The sequence below is a fragment of the Corynebacterium zhongnanshanii genome (assembly GCF_014490575.1).
Taxonomy (GTDB): domain Bacteria; phylum Actinomycetota; class Actinomycetes; order Mycobacteriales; family Mycobacteriaceae; genus Corynebacterium; species Corynebacterium zhongnanshanii.
On record NZ_CP061033.1, the window covers coordinates 1,163,234 to 1,179,448 of the forward strand.

Below are 16,215 nucleotides of genomic sequence, written 5' to 3' on the forward strand. Positions count from 1 at the left end.
ATGCTAAGACCATGCAGCTAACCCACGACTTCGCCCAGCACTTCCCGGAACTCTGCCGGCCCACGGTTGGAGAGGAGTTTCCCGAGGCACGCATGCTCATCAGAAACGATGCCCTGGCCGCCGAGCTCGGCTGCCCGGGCATCGATGTGGAGGATCTCCTCGGCAAAGAGGGCTTCGCCATGGCATATAGCGGGCACCAGTTCGGGCAGTTCTCCCCCATCCTCGGCGATGGCCGTTCCCTGCTCCTAGGCGAGCTGGGCGGCTATGACATTCACCTGAAAGGCAGCGGACGCACTCCCTTCACGCAGCTCGGCGCGGACGGGAGACTTCCCCTGATCCCGGCGTTGCGTGAGTATGTCATCAGCGAGTTCTTGCACACCATGGGTGTTCCCACCACCAGAGTGCTGGCCGTCATTGCCACTGGGGAGCGGCTTACCACTCCCCGCGGTACGGCCGGACTCCCCTTCCCACCCGGTGCGGTTTTGGTACGCGTGGCGCGCCACCACATCCGCATCGGCACCTTCCAGTGTGCCGCGATGTTCAACCCCGAGCTGGTACAGCGGCTGGAGAGCTACGCCGCGCAACGCTCCGGTATCACTGGCCCACTCTTCCCCGCGGTCGTGGAGCGCCAGGCTACCTTGGTGGCGCAATGGATGCGGCTAGGATTTGTCCACGGCGCCTTGAACACGGACAATGTGCACATCGCCGGGGACGCCATCGACTTCGGACCCTGCGGTTTCATGGACGCCTACGACCCCGAGGCCTGCTTCAGCTCCGTCGATACGGGCAAGCGCTACGCTTTCAACAAGCAGCCCGCCATCACCCAGTGGAACCTCGCGCGCCTCGCCGAAGCCCTCACCGCGGAGAACGCCGAGGAGCACCTGCGCCGTTTCCCCGATCTCTACGCCCACGCCTATGAACGTGAAATGACCGACGCCCTCGGCCCCAGGTGGGAAGAGGTTCTCGAAGAATGCGGGGATTATCCCACCGCGTTGGGGCACGTCGTGCCTCGTAATCATGCGCTGCAGGATGCCTTGAACCGCGCAGAGGCGGGCGACATGGAGGCCTTCAACGACATTGTTGAGGATCTCCGCGACCCCTATGCACAAGGCAAAAAATCCGGTATCACCTCGCCAGGTGATACCGGATTCACAAGCTACTGTGGCACGTAATTAGGCCAGCTTCAGGGCCTTCTGGGAACGCTCCCACTGCTCGTTGAACAGCTCAGGGTTCTTGGCCAGGCGGGTGCCGTAGGAAGGAATCATTTCCTTCAGCTTTGGTGCCCACTCGGCGATGCGGGAGCCGAAGCAGCGCTCCAGCACCTCGAGCATTGCGGATGGAGCGATGGATGCGCCTGGAGAAGCGCCCATCAGACCGGCGATGGATCCGTCCTGGGAGTTCACCAGCGCGGTACCGAACTCCAGGGAACCGAACTTCGGTGCGCCAATAGGCTTGATGACCTGGACGCGCTGGCCGGCGATAACGAGCTCCCAGTCGTCGCCGTTGACGGACGGCATGTACTCGCGCAGAGATTCCACGCGGGCAGCCTGGTCCTTCAGCACCTCTTCCACCAGGTACTTGGTCAGGGAGAACTCCTGGGCGGCAACACCCAGGTAGGAAGGAATGTTCGTGGCGCGGATGGACTTGAACAGGTCCAGGTAGGAGCCCTGCTTCAGGAACTTAGGGGTCCAGCCGGCGTAGGGGCCGAACAGCAGACCCTGCTTGCCGTCAATCACGCGGGTGTCCAGGTGAGGAACGGACATTGGTGGCGCGCCCACGGATGCCTTGCCGTAGACCTTGGCGTGGTGCTGGGAGACGAGCTCCTCGTTGGTGCAGCGCAGCCATGCACCGGAGACGGGGAATCCGCCGTAGCCCTTGATCTCGGGGATGCCGGACTTCTGCAGCAGTGGCAGGGCCATTCCGCCGGCTCCGACGAAGACGAAGTTGGCGGTGATGACGGAGGTGTCTCCGGTGTGGAGGTTCTTGGTGGTGACCTTCCACTTGGCACCTTCGCGCTTCAGGTTCTTCACTTCGGTGCCGTAGCGTACGGTCACGCCGTTGTTGGAGACGTAGTCCAGGTACTGGCGGGTCAAGGCTCCGTAGTTGATGTCGGTTCCGTCTTCGAACCAAGAGATGGCAACCGGGTTGTTGAAGTCGCGGCCCTTGGACATGAGAGGCAGGAACTCGCGGAACTTCGACTCGTCCTCGGAGTGCTGCATGTTCGGGAACAGTGGGTGGTCCTTCAGGGCGTTGTAGCGTGCCTTAAGGTAGTCCACCTGATCCATGCCCTGGGCGAAGGAAACGTGTGGGACCTTGTTGATGAACTCACGTGGGTCGGACAGTGCACCCTTTTCGGTGAGGTAGGACCAGAACTGGCGGGAGACCTGGAACTTCTCGTTGACTCCCACGGCCTTGGAGATGTCGATCTTGCCCTTGACCTCTGGGGTGTAGTTCAGCTCGCACAGTGCGGAGTGACCGGTACCTGCGTTGTTCCATGGGTCGGAGGACTCTGCTGCGGGGACGTCCAGCCGCTCGACAATGAGCTGGCTCCAGTCTGGCTGGAGCTCGTTCAACATGATGGACAGGGTGCTGGAGATCACGCCGCCGCCGATAAGCAGTACGTCGACGGAATCCTTATTTCCGGTTGTAGATGCCACTTTTTCCTTCATTCCTTTGACAAGGCGATTTTTGTTGGGTCTTTTTCACAATACGCTCTTGAGGCAGAATCACAATACTGTGCCCCTGAGTTTCGCGAATTTTACTAGCATGACTAGCATGATCACTCTGTCTGAATTGAGTTTTGAACCGGATGAGCTGGGCGAGGGCTTCGAGCGGGCCTTCGTGGAGTTGGGTACAGATCCCGATGGCGAGACGCCTATCCGTTTCACGCTTGTTCGTTATGCGCCGGAAGAACTCGACGGCCGTCCCGCCCTCTTCTTTGTCCACGGCATGACCGACTACTTTTTCCAGGCCCATGTGGCTCGCTATTTCCACGAGTTGGGATACGCGATCTACGGTGTGGACTTGCGCAAATGTGGTCGCTCGTGGCGCCCTGGTCAGACGTGGCACCACGTGTCGTCCCAATCTTTATACGACGCCGAGCTCTCACTCACCCTGCGTCTCTTAGCTGACCAGCACCCCAAGGTGGTGGCTGTGGGGCATTCGACGGGTGGACTGGACGTGACAATGTGGGCTGCCCGGCTTCGGGTTCAGGACCCCGAGTTGCATGCGCGGCTGAGCGGCGTGATGTTGAACTCCCCGTGGTTTGCGCTGCAGTTTGACCCGGTAACCAAGGCCATCGTGTCCCATGTCTTTCCTATTCTGGCCAAGCGCGCCCCCATGCTGCGCGTCCCCGGCGGGATTAACCCGGCCTATGGCCGCTCGCTGCACGCCTCGGAGCACGGCGAGTGGGACTACAACCTGGAGTTTAAGCCACTCGAGCCCCGGCCGAAGTACGTCAGCTGGCTGGCGGGTGTGATGAGCGAAATTAAGGAGCTGCAGTCCGGCCGTTATGACACGGGTGTTCCCACTCTCCTGCTGTGCTCGGACAACGCGGACATCATCTTGAATCCGGCGCAAATGCGGGAAAACGCGCACAACGCACACCCCGAGACCGAGGTGGTGGTCCTTCCGGGTGCGCTGCACGATGTGTTCCTCTCGCCTGAGCAGGTGCGCACCAGCGCCCTGGAGCACGCTGCCCGGTGGCTAGAAACGATCTAGGATAGGACGCGTTATGCACTTCGACCTCATCATCATCGGAACCGGATCCGGCAACTCGATCCCCAGCCCAGACAACGAGCACCTGTCGATCGCCATCATCGAAAAGGGGGTGTTCGGCGGCACCTGCATCAACGTGGGCTGTATTCCCACGAAGATGTTTGTCTATCCATCAGATATCATCCGGGAGATCGAGGGAGCCTCGCGCGTGAGTGTGCAGGCGTCGGTCCAAAAGGTGGATTGGCAGGACCTGCAGCGTCGCATCTTTAGCGAGCGCATCGACCCCATCTCCGAAGGCGGGGCAAAGTATCGCCGCGGCGAGGAGACCCCCAACATCACCCTGTTCGAGCAGGCCGCCGAGTTCGTGGGGCCTCGAACGCTCAAGGTCGGCAACGAGGTCATCACCGGCGATCAGATCGTGCTCGCCACCGGCACGCGGCCGTTCATCCCGGAGTACATCCAGGGCGTGCGGCACCACACCAACGAGAGCATCATGCGCCTGCCGGAGGTTCCGGAGACGCTCACGATCCTGGGAGGCGGAATCGTGGCCGTGGAGTTTGCCCACGTGTTCTCCGCTCTGGGGTCCCGCGTCACGGTCATCAACCGCTCCCCTCGCCTGCTGCGGAAGCTGGACGACACGATCGTGGAACGCTTCAACGAGCAGGCCGCCGCGCAATGGGACCTGAAGCTCGGCCGCACGGTCGAGCGCGCCGAGGAGCGCGGGGACTCCATCGCGCTCACATTGGACGACGGAACCGAGATCATCTCCGACGAGGTACTCGTAGCCATGGGGCGCATCAATAATTCGGACACTCTGAACGTGGAGGCCGGCGGCGTCGAGATTAATGACGACGGGCGGATCCTGGTCGACGACTACGGACACACCAGCGCAGACGGCGTGTGGGCGCTGGGAGACGCATCGAACGAGTTCGAGCTGAAGCACGTCGCGAACAACGAGCAACGGGTGGTGGCGCACAACATCGCGCACCCGGATGACCTGATCGCACTGAATCACCGCGCGGTGCCGTCGGGTGTGTTTACGCATCCCCAAATCGCCACGGTCGGCATGACGGAAGCGCAGGCCAGGGACACCGGGCGGACGGTCACGGTGAAGGTGCAGAACTTTGGGGACGTGGCCTATGGCTGGGCCATGGAGGACCAGGTGGGCATCGCGAAGGTCATTGCCGACGCGGAGACCGGCGAGATCCTGGGCGCGCACGTGCTGGGTCACCAGGCCGCCACGCTGATTCAGCCGTTCGTGACTGCCATGACCTTTGGCATCGACGCCCGCGTGTTCGCCAAAAACCAGTACTGGCCGCACCCGGCGCTGACGGAGGTAGTGGAAAACGCTCTGCTGGGATTGGAGTTTTCCTCCCCCGATCCTAAAGGATTGCTGCCATAATGAGACAGCATGAAGTATCGGGAACCAAACATTGTGGTCATCACTGGCGCAGCCAGCGGAATTGGGCGGGCGCTGGCGCTGTCCTTTACTGACGCAACACTGCTGCTGGCCGACAGGGATGAGGCCGGGTTGGCGGACACCGCACGGCAGTGCACGGGCTGCCACGTGGACACCGAGGTGCTGGATATCGCCGATGTCGAGGCGGTGACTGGGTGGGCTGATCGGGTCGTGGCAGAGTTCGGCGTTCCCGACGAAGTCCATCATGTCGCGGGGATCTCCCTGTGGGGCGACGCCCGCAGCCTCCCTCACGACAAGTGGCAGAAAGTCATCGACATCAACTTGATGGGGTCTATCCACATGGTGGAGGCCTTCGCACACTACCTGGGTGATGGACACAAGCCCCGCCGCAAGCTGGTCTTCGTCTCCAGCGCGGCGGGAATCTTAGGCCTGCCGTGGCACGCGGCGTACTCCGCGTCCAAAGCCGGGGTGATGGGCATGGCCGAGGTACTGCGCTTTGATATGAAGCCGTTGGGCGTGGACGTGCACGTGGTCGCTCCCGGGGCGGTGGATACGCCCCTGGTGCATTCCATCGACATCCACGGGGTGGACCGGTCGAACAAACGAGTGCAGAAGGCCACCGCACTGTTCCAGGGGCACGCCATCAGCCCGGAAGACGCGGCTCAGGCAATCCGGGCTGGGGTGCGTAAGAATAAGTACCTCATCACCACCAGCAGGGACATCGCCGTCGCCCGCTGGGCGCAGGTCAACTGTCCATGGGCCTACAAGGCCGCCATGACGCTACTCAACCGCGGCTTCGCCTGGGCTCGTCGATAGGCACGCCGAGCACGTCCAGAGCTGTGGCCAGGCCGTCGTAGTTCGTCACCAGCATCACGAAGGCAACCTGGTCGCGGGCAGAGAGCTCTGCAGTGAGCCGCAGCCGGGTTGTCGGCGAGAGCTGCTTGTCGCGCACGAGCTCATCCGTGGCTGCGAGGAGAACCGCGCGCCTGCCGGTGAAGCCGTGTTCTGGGGTGTGCACGGCGTCGATCTGCTGGGGGCTCAACCCCACGCGGCGGGCGAGATCGCGATGCTGGTCGGATTCGTAGGCGCTGCCGCGCAGCCACGCTACGCGCAGGATGATCAGCTCCGTATCCTGACGCGACAGGTAGCCAAAGGGCATCATCATCGCCGAATACAGCAGCCACATGCGAAAAAGGCGCCGGGCGCGGCCCAGAGTGGCAAACACGCCCAGCGTCTTTCTTTTCTGAACCCGGGCGCCAAGGGCGGTGATGCTGCCGTTGATCAGGCCCAGTTCTCGGAATCGTGCCGGTCCAGGAGTATTCATACTCCTAACTATTCCAGAGAAGTAAGAACCTCGCATCCATCCTCGGTCACCACCAGGGTGTGCTCGAACTGCGCGGTCCACTTCCGGTCGCGGGTCTGGACGGTCCAGTTGTCATCCCAGATGTCGTACTCCAGGCCACCCAGGTTCAGCATCGGCTCGATGGTGAGGGTCATTCCCTCCTCCAGCACATCGGTGTACGCCATGGAGTCGTAGTGCAGAACCACCATGCCGTTGTGGAAGGTCGGACCCACACCGTGGCCGGTGAAGTCCCGCACCACGTTGTAATCAAACCGCTTCGCGTAGGCCTCGATCACACGGCCAATCACGTTGATCTCACGGCCAGGCTTGACAGCCTTAATGCCTCGCCACATGGCCTTCTCCGTACGCTCCACCAGCAGGCGGTGCTCCTCGGAGACATCCCCGGCCAAGAACGTGGCGTTGGTATCCCCGTGCACGCCGTTCTTGTAGGCCGTGACATCAATGTTCACGATGTCCCCATCCTCAATCACGGTGCTATCCGGAATGCCGTGGCAGATGATCTCGTTCAAGGACACGCAGCAGGACTTCGGGAAGTGCATGTAGCCCAGCGTGGAGGGGTATGCACCGTGATCGCACATGTACTCGTGGGCCACGCGGTCAATCTCGTCGGTGGTCACGCCGGGGGCCACGGCCTTGCCGGCCTCCCGCAACGCCTCGGCGGCGATGCGACTGGCCTCGCGCATCTTCTCGATGGTCTCCGGAGTCTGAACATACGGCTCCCCCATCGCCTCCTGTACGGAATCCTTCCACGCGTACTCTGGCCGTTCAATCGAGTGAGCGACGGGGCGGATCGGGGTGGGGTTTCCTGGTACAAGTGGAGCTCTAGTCATGCGCTCCACTGTACTCGTCCAGGTTGCTGAAGAAACTATTCGTCACGCCCACCGCGTTTTCCGAACCGCCACCCAGCACAACCAGCGTGGCAAAGGCAATATCGTCGCGGTATCCGGCGAACCAGGAGTGCGATCCGCCGTTGATCTCGGCTTCACCGGTCTTACCGTAGACCTCACCCGCGCCGGCGATTCCCGCGCCCGAACCATTGGTCACCACGGCACGCATCATCTGGCGCAACTCCTCGATCTTCTCCGGCTTCAAGGACTCCTGCACCGTCCCCTTCGCGGACGTCTCATGCCCCTCCCCCGGAATCAACACGGGCGTGGGCAGGGAACCCGACGCCGCCGCGGACGCCACCAGCGCCATCCCAAACGGACTCACCAGATTCAGGCCCTGACCGTAACCCGACTCGGTGCGGTCCAGCATCGTCTCGCCGTGGGGAACCGAACCCGTGATCGTGTCCAATCCTTCAATCTGATAATCGACGCCCAGCCCGAATTGCTTCGCGATCTCTTGCAAATGACCCGGCTCAAGTTTGGTGGAGATGTCTGCGAACGTGGTGTTGCAGGACTTCGCAAACGCGTTCTGCAGAGGCGTGGTGCCCAGGGAAAAGCCGTTGTAGTTCGTCACGATGCGGCCACCAATGTCCTGAGTGCCCGGGCAGCCCACCATCGAATCCGGAGTGAGGTCCTCCTCCGTGAGACCCGCGTACGCCGTGACCATCTTAAACGTCGAGCCGGGAGGGAATTGGCCGGTCAACGCCAGGTTTCCCTTCTTATCGGCTTCCTTCGTCTGCGCGACAGCCAGGATCTCTCCCGTCGACGGGCGCATCACCACCATCATCGCCTCCGCGCCCTTGCGGGTATCCACCGCGGACTGGGCAGCCTGCTGGATCTGCCGGGACAGGCTGATGTGGACGCTGGGCGCGGGCTGGGCGTCGGTCTCATTGAGCGTGGTGAGTTCCGCCCCCTCAGTGTTCACGGAGACGACTTTCCAGCCATCCTTGCCCTTGAGATCGTCCTCCACCAGCGAGGACACGCGCGACATGATGTCCGGCGCGAAGCCCGGGTCCGGGCGGACCATCGCGGCTTCCGTGTTAAAGCGCAGCCCGCTCATGCCGTCGAGCGCGCGCTGGAGCTTCTTGCCGGGGATCTCCCCAAGCGTCACCACGGAAAAGTCCCCGTCCACGTCGGCGGCTTCTCGGGCGAGAGCGTCGGCGTCGATGTTGGGGACGGCAGGATCCTCGGCGCGCAACACGTCCAATTCCCGGGCGATGCGTGTGATCGCCCCTCCCACGTTGCCGGCCGTGTCCGTGTTCAGGACCACGCGGGTGATCGTGCCCGGCTCCAGCAGGACCGCCCCGTCGCTGCCCACAACGTTGGCGGTTTTCGCGGCTACCTTGCGCAGCTCCATGTGCTGGCGTGCGCCCAGGTCAGGGTGTACAACGGATGGCTGCCAGCGCACATTCCACCGGTCGCCCGACTTCGTGAGCTTCATCGTGGAATCGTAACCAAAGTGGCGATCACCGGGGAGGCTCCAGTCCATCCGGTAGGTTGCGGTGGCAATGTTACCGTCGGTGTTCACCCGCTGCAGGACCGCGGACAGACCCTCGGCCTGCATGGACTCCCACGTCTGATCCAGCTGGTCGTGGGCCTCCTGGGGGTTATCGGTCAGGTCTCCGGCCTGCTCGGTGGAGCGGGCGGCCATCGCAGACAGGAACTCTTGAGCGACCTCGTCCGCCACATCCGGTTTCGGGGTACACGCGGACAGGCCGAAAACCAAGCCGACGGTGGTGGTCGCTGCAAGAACTGTTCTCATGAGTCCTGACACTACCTGCCGGTCTACAGAATTCCGCGTTCCCGCGCCACGGCCACCGCCGCTGTTCGGTTGTTCACCCCCAGCTTGGCGAACACATGGGTCAGATGAGACTTCACCGTGGCTTCGGTGAGCACCAGCTGGCGTGCGATGAGGCGGTTGGATTTGCCAAGACTCGCCTCTCGGAGCACATCGAGCTCGCGGGCGGTGAGCTTTTCGATCGGGTTGGATAGCCGTCCCATGACCTTGCCCATGACGTTCGGGCTGAGCACTGTCTCGCCCCGGTGGGCCTGGCGGATGCCCTCCAGCAGTTGGGTGGGGCCGCAGTCTTTCAGCAGGTAGCCCACGGCGCCAGCGCTAATGGCCCCCATGACATCGGAGTCCGTGCTGTAGTTGGTCACCACCAGTACCTGAGGCGGATTCGGCAATGCGCGGATCTGCTCCGTGGCCCACACGCCATCACCCGTTGTGGAGTTCGGGGTTTCGCCGAAGCGCAAGTCCATGAGCACCACGTCCACCGGCGTGGTGCTACACAGCTCCACGGCTTCCTGCGCGGAGTCCACGCTGGCCACAACATCCACGTCGTGGCCCTCCACCATGGAAGCCAGGCCTGCGCGGACGACGGGGTGATCGTCGGCGATGAGTACTCGGATCATGCTGGAACCTCGATCGACACGCCACAGCCGTGGCCTGGCTCGGACTCGATGTCCATAGTTCCTCCCATGGTGGTCACCTTTCTTTTCACGGCCCCTAAGCCGACGGGGCTCAGCCTGGCGTCATCCGGTTGGAACCCACGGCCGTTGTCCACCACATCGACCCGCACGGCGTCTGGCTGATAGGTGAGGGTGACCGCGGCGGCGTCGGCATGGGAATGCTTCACCACATTGGACACCAACGATTGGGTGATGCGCACGATCTCCACCTCGATTCGTGCGGCGAGGGGCCGGGCGTCCCCATCGATGGTGCAGCGCATCCGCTCGCCCATCGGGGTGGACGCCACCACGGACCGCACCGCCGTGGGAAGGTCCGCACCCTCCAGTTGCGCCGGCTGCAGCTCAGCGATGATGCGGCGCGTATCCTCCAGGTTCGCCTGCGCGGTCTGCCGAGCCAGCTGCAGGTCGCGGCGCAGATCCTCCGGGACCTCACCCCACTGCCGGTCGATCTTCTGCTCCACGGAGTGCAGGAGCATCTGGATGGAGACCAGGCCCTGGGCGACTGTATCGTGGATCTCCCCGGCCAGCCGGGCGCGTTCGGCCGTGGCGGTTTCCCGGCGCAGCATGCGAAAGCCAATGCCCAAGCCCAGCGCCACCAGGCCTCCGGTCACGGGGCCGATCACCCCGCCCAGCGTCCAGCCCTTCTCCACGCCCAGCGACACGACCGCCACAGCCGCCACGGCGAACACGCAAGGGATGGCCCACCGGATGGGAAGGAAGCGCACCACCAGGAAGAACAGGGCGAAGGCGACGAACGCCGCCGAGGGCGCTGCATACAGCCACCACGCCCACGCCGCGCTCACCGCGAGCAGCCACACCCAGCGGGGTGACATGAACATCCCCGTGGCATACAGCACCGCAAACACCACCGCCGCAGCACTGAGCCCGTCGTTCAGCACAGCAACCACCCACAGGGCAGCAACCAACACATGCAGGCCGTGGCCTAAAAACACCCAGGCCTGATCCAATTTTTTGACCATGATGCCCCCAGCCTAATGCACAGCCCTCACACTCCACCTCCACCAAAAGTATGAGTTAAAGTCCGATCCTGCGCCCGATGTGCCAACCCACAGGCCAGGCAAGGATGGAGACTATGAATGGAATCATGTTTCAGGGGCTTGCCGAGCTCCGCACCGCCAAGGCACGCACGGCGCTCATCATCACCACCATCATGATGATCACCATCATGGTGACGTTCTTGAGCTCGCTGGCCGCAGGCCTGTCCCACCAATCCGTCTCCGCGTTGCAGTATCAGCTTGAGGGAAATAAGGCCGTCGTCGTCAATGGCACAGGCTTGTCCAGCAGCCACATCGACGATGCTCAGGCTGAGGAGATCCAGGCCGCCGGTGGCCGCATTGTCCACATTGCTCGCACACCGGACACCATCTACATGACCGGCGATGGGCCAGAGGATCTCTACCTCGAGCACCAGCCCATCACCTGGGCACCCGACCACGAGGTGGACGCCATGCCCGGGGCGGCTTCCTTCGGCGTAGTCGATCCTGACTACCCCGCAGCCCTGCAGGGCAAGGACGCGCTGAACACCTCCGGCTCCTACCAGGGCGAACAGAGCTCGCTGAGCTTGATGATCACCCTCCTGTACGTCATCTCCGCGCTCGTGCTTGGCGCCTTCTTCGCGGTGTGGACTATCCAACGCCTGCGTGGCGTGGCCATCACCGCCGCCCTCGGTGGTTCTCGCCCGGTCATTATGGTCGACGCCCTCGGCCAAGCACTCGTAGTCCTAGCTCTGGGGATCGTCATCGGAACGCTGGTGACGCTGGGAGCAGGCAGTCTGATCTCCGGCATCCCGATCGTGCTGAGCCAGCAGACCATCGCGACCCCTGCCCTAATCCTCCTGGCCGCGGGGCTGCTCGGCGCCGCGATCTCCATCAAGCCCATCCTGTCCATCAACCCACGGAGCGCACTGACATGCTAAACCTCAATCAGATCACCCTGGACATTCAAGACGGAAACCTCACGCGCAGGCTTCTGGATCACGTCTCCCTGACCGTGGACCCGGGAGAGGTCGTGGGGCTCACCGGCCCCTCCGGTTCCGGTAAATCCACCCTGCTGGCCGTGGCGGCCGGACTTCAGAAACCCACCAGCGGAACTGCCACGCTGGGTGACAGCATCGACCTCATCAACGGCGGCGCTCGGACGCGCCGGGAACACGTGGGCATCGTGTTCCAGCAACCCAACCTGCTCCCCTCGCTCACTGCCCAGGAGCAACTGCAGGTGATGGCCAGGCTGGATCGGCCGTGGGGACTTCGCCGCGCTCAGTGGCGCGCCACCACACGCCGCGCGGCCGAGCTGCTGGAACGCGTGGGTCTCGGCGACAAAACTGGTGCACGGGTTTCCGAGCTCTCCGGTGGCCAGCAGGCGCGCGTCAACCTTGCCCGAGCGCTCATGAACCAGCCGGACGTGCTGCTCGTGGACGAGCCCACGGCCGCCCTGGACTCTGACAACGCGAGCCTGGTCACCGAGCTGATCACCGGCATCGCACGAGAAGACGGCATCCCCGTGCTCTATGTCTCCCACGATCAGGAACAGCTCACGGGGCTCGACCGCGTGGTCGAGATCGTCGACGGCCGCGTGCTGCAGCCTACTGGGTAACCTTCACCTCGGCCTTGGCGCCCTCCACTGCTTCCAGGCCCTGCTCCTCGGCGATGCGCATGGCCTCTTCGATGAGGGTTTCCACGATCTGATCCTCAGGCACGGTCTTCACCACCTCACCCTTCACAAAGATCTGGCCCTTGCCGTTACCGGAGGCCACGCCCAGGTCGGCGTCGCGGGCCTCACCTGGCCCGTTGACCACACAGCCCATCACAGCCACGCGCAGCGGGAACTCCATGCCCTCCAGGCCGGCGGTCACCTCGTCGGCCAGGGTGTACACGTCCACCTGAGCACGGCCACACGACGGGCAGGACACAATCTCCAGCTTGCGCGGACGCAGGTTCAGCGACTGCAGGATCTGGTCCCCCACCTTGATCTCCTCCACCGGATCCGCGGACAGGGACACGCGGATCGTGTCGCCGATGCCCTCGGACAGCAGTGCACCGAACGCCACGGAGGACTTGATGGTTCCCTGGAACGCCGGCCCCGCCTCCGTCACACCCAGGTGCAGCGGGTAATCGGACTTCGCTGCCAACTGGCGGTAGGCATCCACCATCACCACGGGGTCGTTGTGCTTCACGGAAATCGCGATGTCCCCGAATCCGTGCTCCTCAAACAGGGACGCCTCCCACAGAGCGGACTCCACCAAGGCCTCCGGAGTGGCCTTACCGTACTTCTCCAGCAGGCGCTTATCCAACGAGCCCGCGTTCACTCCAATGCGGATCGGAATACCGGCATCGCCCGCGGCCTTCGCTACCTCCTTCACTCGGCCGTCGAACTCCTTGATATTTCCGGGGTTCACGCGCACGGCGGCGCACCCAGCATCAATCGCGGAGAAAATATACTTCGGCTGGAAGTGGATATCGGCGATCACGGGGATCGGGGACTTCTTCGCGATAGCGGGCAGAGCTTCGGCGTCGACAGTTTTCGGGCACGCCACACGCACGATGTCGCAGCCCGCAGCGGTCAATTGGGCAATTTGCTGCAGGGTGGCATTCACGTCGTGGGTTTTGGTGGTGGTCATGGACTGCACTGTGATCGGATGATCCGATCCCACCCAGGTGCCGCCAACATTCAACTGGCGGGTCTTACGCCGCGGTGCCAGCACTGGTGGAGGGCCGTCGGGGATACCCAGGGAAATTCCGGACATAGGGGTGCTCTTACCTCTTCCTTGTGAGTGTATGACTGGGCTCTAGTGTACGCGCGCTAAAACAACTTGATGGGATTCACCACGTCAGCAACAATCACCATCGCGCCGAAGACCATCAGCACCACCGTCGCGGCGTAGGTCAGCGGCATGAGCTTGGTGTAATCGGCAGGACCACCGGGTGCCAAGCCTCGGCGCCTGCGGAAGAAGTCGCGGATCTTCTCCCACAGCACCACGGCGATGTGCCCGCCGTCCAGTGGCGGCAGCGGCAGCAGGTTGAATCCCGCCAGGAACAAGTTCAAGCTGGCCAGCATCATCCAGAAGGTCTGCCACTGCTCATACTGCACCAGCTCGCCGCCAACGCGCGAGGCACCCACCACAGACATAGGCGAATCCTGCTCGCGATTGCCACCGAAGATGGAGCGCACGAGGCCTGGCACGCGCTCCGGGATCGCGATCATTCCCTCGACCGTCTGGCTCACCATGGTGCCGGCGAAGTGCGCCGTGCCGCCCACTGCGGTGACCGGGTTGTACTCCAGAATCGTGTACTCCGGCTGCTTGGCCTTGATGCCGATGGCGCCGGTCAGCATGGTGTTCCCGGCGGTGTTCAGCCGCTCCACCAGCTCAACCTGGACCGTCAGGTCCACCGCCTGGCCGCCACGATCCACCGTCGCGGGCACGCTGATGTGATCCCCTGCCGCGTGTGTGTCCTTATTATCCGACGCCACGCGCGAGATCTCCCGGGTTAACGCCTGAAAATCTGGAGTGTCCACGCCGTTGAAGCGGGTGAAGGTATCCCCTGCGCGCACACCGGATTGTTCGGCAGGGCCGTTCCCTGTGCAGGGCTCCAGCGTGCCGTCCGCATTCTGAGACTGCGAGACACACGCGGTCTCCGCCACGGTGGGGGTGAACACCACGGAAGTGTCCGGCAATCCCCACTTGATGGCCACGCCGTAGATGATCGCCAACGCCAGGATGACATTCATGATGATGCCGCCCAGCAACACGAAGATGCGCTTCACCGCGGATTGCCGGTACATGGCGTAGGGCTTTTCGTCCTCGGAGACCTCATCCAGCAGGGTCATACCCGCGATGTCGCAGAAGCCTCCCAGGGGCACGGCCTTCACGCCGTACTCCGTGGTTCCACCTGTCTTGCCCTTATAGGGACGGGTGAAGGACCAGATGGTGGGGCCAAAGCCCACGAAGTAGCGGCGCACGCGCATGCCGGTCATGCGTGCTGCCTGCATGTGACCCAATTCGTGCCAGGCGATGGAGAACATGATCCCCACCGCGAATAGCAGGACTCCTAGTCCAAAAGCCACGGTTGCATCCTCTCATGGGCCTTCGTGCGGGCCTCTCGTTCGGCAGCAAGGACGTCCTCAAGGTCGCGCGGTTGCGCCGCGAGGTGGGTGAGGTCGCTCATGACCACCTCGATGGTGTCCACAATGCGGGGGAAGCTCAAGCGCCCGTTCAAGAACTCCACGGCTGCTTCCTCGTTCACCGCGTTGTAGACCGCGGGCATAGTTCCACCGGCGGTTACGGCCTCCCGGGCCACGCGCACGGCCGGGAAGACCTCGTCGTCCAGCGGCTCAAACTCCCACGTGGCAGCCTGCCGGAAATCGAGCTTCGGCTGCGCGTCCGGCACGCGATCCGGCCAGCCGAGCGCCAGGGAAATCGGGAGCTTCATGGACGGCGGCGAAGCCTGGGCAATCGTCGCACCATCGCAAAACGTCACCATGGAATGAACGATCGACTGAGGGTGGACCGTCACCTCGATGCGTTCGGCGGGAATGCCAAACAGCAAACTCGCCTCAATTAATTCCAGCCCCTTATTCACCAAGGATGCAGAGTTCAACGTATTCATCTGCCCCATGGACCACGTCGGATGCTGGGCAGCCTGAAGCGGCGTCACAGGCTCCAACTGCTCTCGGGTCCAGCCACGGAACGGACCGCCTGAGGCCGTCAGCACCAGCGTGTCCACCTCGTCGGCACGTCCGGCCAGCAGGCACTGAGCCATCGCGGAGTGTTCGGAATCCACGGGCACCAGTTGGCCGGGATCTGCGGCGTCGAGCACCAAGTGTCCACCCGCCACCAGCGATTCCTTATTGGCCAGCGCAAGTTTCGCCCGCGTGGCGAGCGTCGCCAGGGTGGCATCCAGCCCCAGCGAGCCCACCAGCGCGTTTAAAATGACGTCGTTGTCCGTCAGCGTCTCCGCACAGCTCTCCACCAACTGGCGGGCGGAATCCACCCCGCGGATCACGTGTCCGTCCAGTTCGGCGTCGATGATGTCCGCAGAACGCTCCGACGCCACCGCCACGTGGTCGGCGGCAAGACCGAACTGGCGCGCTTGCTCGACCAGCAGCTCGGGCTGGGAGCCTTGCGCGGCGATGCCCACAAGCTCAAAGCGATCAGCGTTGTGTGCAATGACCTCAAGAGCCTGCGTTCCGATCGAACCGGTACTTCCAAGAACAACAACTCGTGTCTTATTCACGTCAGCTAGTCTAGCCTCACCCCAAAAATCACACCTAAATTCGGGACTGTCCCGGCGATGATGCGCTATTTTCAGCAGATCTATGACAAAATGGCGGGGATAGAA

At 63.0% G+C, this 16,215-nt stretch carries 15 protein-coding genes; 6 read left to right on the top strand and 9 right to left on the bottom strand.

The window, feature by feature from the left end; translation table 11 throughout:
- Nucleotides 1-11: 11 nt before the first annotated feature.
- Nucleotides 12-1,172, top strand: a complete 1,161-nt coding sequence (locus IAU67_RS05270; protein ID WP_151841669.1) for a protein adenylyltransferase SelO family protein — start codon at nt 12-14, stop codon at nt 1,170-1,172.
- On the opposite strand, the gene mqo is transcribed toward IAU67_RS05270, so the two are convergent.
- The gene (mqo, locus tag IAU67_RS05275; protein WP_370451924.1) at nt 1,173-2,657 is read right to left on the bottom strand and encodes a malate dehydrogenase (quinone); all 1,485 of its coding nucleotides are present in this window, start codon (nt 2,655-2,657) and stop codon (nt 1,173-1,175) included.
- Nucleotides 2,658-2,775: 118 nt separating this feature from the next.
- On the opposite strand from mqo, the gene IAU67_RS05280 reads away from it, so the two are divergent.
- From IAU67_RS05280 to IAU67_RS05290, 3 genes are read left to right on the top strand one after another with little or no spacing between them, the layout of a single operon-like run.
- Nucleotides 2,776-3,720: an alpha/beta hydrolase gene (locus IAU67_RS05280; RefSeq protein WP_225723450.1), complete on the top strand. Its 945-nt coding sequence runs from the start codon at nt 2,776-2,778 to the stop codon at nt 3,718-3,720.
- A gap of 13 nt (nt 3,721-3,733) precedes the next feature.
- Nucleotides 3,734-5,119 carry a mycothione reductase gene (gene mtr / locus IAU67_RS05285; RefSeq protein ID WP_151841672.1) on the top strand — a complete coding sequence of 462 codons (1,386 nt, stop codon included), beginning with the start codon at nt 3,734-3,736 and terminating at the stop codon, nt 5,117-5,119.
- A 9-nt stretch (nt 5,120-5,128) separates the two neighbouring features.
- Entirely contained in the window at nt 5,129-5,953 is an 825-nt protein-coding gene (locus tag IAU67_RS05290) for an SDR family oxidoreductase (RefSeq protein WP_151841673.1), read from the top strand.
- Here IAU67_RS05290 and IAU67_RS05295 read toward each other — a convergent pair.
- The 5 genes from IAU67_RS05295 to IAU67_RS05315 are packed head-to-tail and all read right to left on the bottom strand — an operon-like array spanning nt 5,922 to nt 10,839.
- A complete protein-coding gene (locus tag IAU67_RS05295) occupies nt 5,922-6,461 on the bottom strand; it encodes a carboxymuconolactone decarboxylase family protein (RefSeq protein WP_151841674.1) in 540 nt (179 codons plus the stop codon). The genes IAU67_RS05290 and IAU67_RS05295 overlap by 32 nt on opposite strands.
- Nucleotides 6,462-6,469: 8 nt before the next feature.
- Nucleotides 6,470-7,330, bottom strand: a complete 861-nt coding sequence (map, locus tag IAU67_RS05300) for a type I methionyl aminopeptidase (RefSeq protein WP_151841675.1) — start codon at nt 7,328-7,330, stop codon at nt 6,470-6,472.
- Nucleotides 7,323-9,149 carry a penicillin-binding transpeptidase domain-containing protein gene (locus tag IAU67_RS05305; protein WP_151841676.1) on the bottom strand — a complete coding sequence of 609 codons (1,827 nt, stop codon included), beginning with the start codon at nt 9,147-9,149 and terminating at the stop codon, nt 7,323-7,325. The genes map and IAU67_RS05305 overlap by 8 nt, the downstream gene beginning before the upstream one ends.
- A 23-nt stretch (nt 9,150-9,172) precedes the next feature.
- Entirely contained in the window at nt 9,173-9,802 is a 630-nt protein-coding gene (locus tag IAU67_RS05310; RefSeq protein ID WP_151841677.1) for a response regulator, read from the bottom strand.
- Nucleotides 9,799-10,839, bottom strand: a complete 1,041-nt coding sequence (locus IAU67_RS05315) for a sensor histidine kinase (protein ID WP_151841678.1) — start codon at nt 10,837-10,839, stop codon at nt 9,799-9,801. Before IAU67_RS05315 ends, IAU67_RS05310 begins: the two co-directional genes overlap by 4 nt.
- A 125-nt stretch (nt 10,840-10,964) precedes the next feature.
- Here IAU67_RS05315 and IAU67_RS05320 point away from each other — a divergent pair, with 125 nt between their 5' ends.
- Both IAU67_RS05320 and IAU67_RS05325 read left to right on the top strand, forming a co-directional pair.
- Nucleotides 10,965-11,795: an ABC transporter permease family protein gene (locus IAU67_RS05320; RefSeq protein ID WP_151842395.1), complete on the top strand. Its 831-nt coding sequence runs from the start codon at nt 10,965-10,967 to the stop codon at nt 11,793-11,795.
- On the top strand, nt 11,789-12,472 hold the full coding sequence (locus IAU67_RS05325) for an ABC transporter ATP-binding protein (RefSeq protein WP_151841679.1): 684 nt from the start codon (nt 11,789-11,791) through the stop codon (nt 12,470-12,472). The genes IAU67_RS05320 and IAU67_RS05325 overlap by 7 nt, the downstream gene beginning before the upstream one ends.
- On the opposite strand, the gene ispG is transcribed toward IAU67_RS05325, so the two are convergent.
- Genes ispG through dxr form a run of 3 tightly spaced genes read right to left on the bottom strand, consistent with a single transcriptional unit; the run spans nt 12,462 to nt 16,110 of the window.
- Nucleotides 12,462-13,622 carry a flavodoxin-dependent (E)-4-hydroxy-3-methylbut-2-enyl-diphosphate synthase gene (gene ispG, locus IAU67_RS05330; protein ID WP_151841680.1) on the bottom strand — a complete coding sequence of 387 codons (1,161 nt, stop codon included), beginning with the start codon at nt 13,620-13,622 and terminating at the stop codon, nt 12,462-12,464. The genes IAU67_RS05325 and ispG overlap by 11 nt on opposite strands.
- A gap of 56 nt (nt 13,623-13,678) precedes the next feature.
- Nucleotides 13,679-14,941, bottom strand: a complete 1,263-nt coding sequence (locus IAU67_RS05335) for a M50 family metallopeptidase (RefSeq protein WP_151841681.1) — start codon at nt 14,939-14,941, stop codon at nt 13,679-13,681.
- Nucleotides 14,926-16,110, bottom strand: coding sequence for a 1-deoxy-D-xylulose-5-phosphate reductoisomerase (dxr, locus tag IAU67_RS05340; protein ID WP_151841682.1), 1,185 nt, complete (start codon nt 16,108-16,110; stop codon nt 14,926-14,928). Before dxr ends, IAU67_RS05335 begins: the two co-directional genes overlap by 16 nt.
- Nucleotides 16,111-16,215 lie beyond the last annotated feature (105 nt).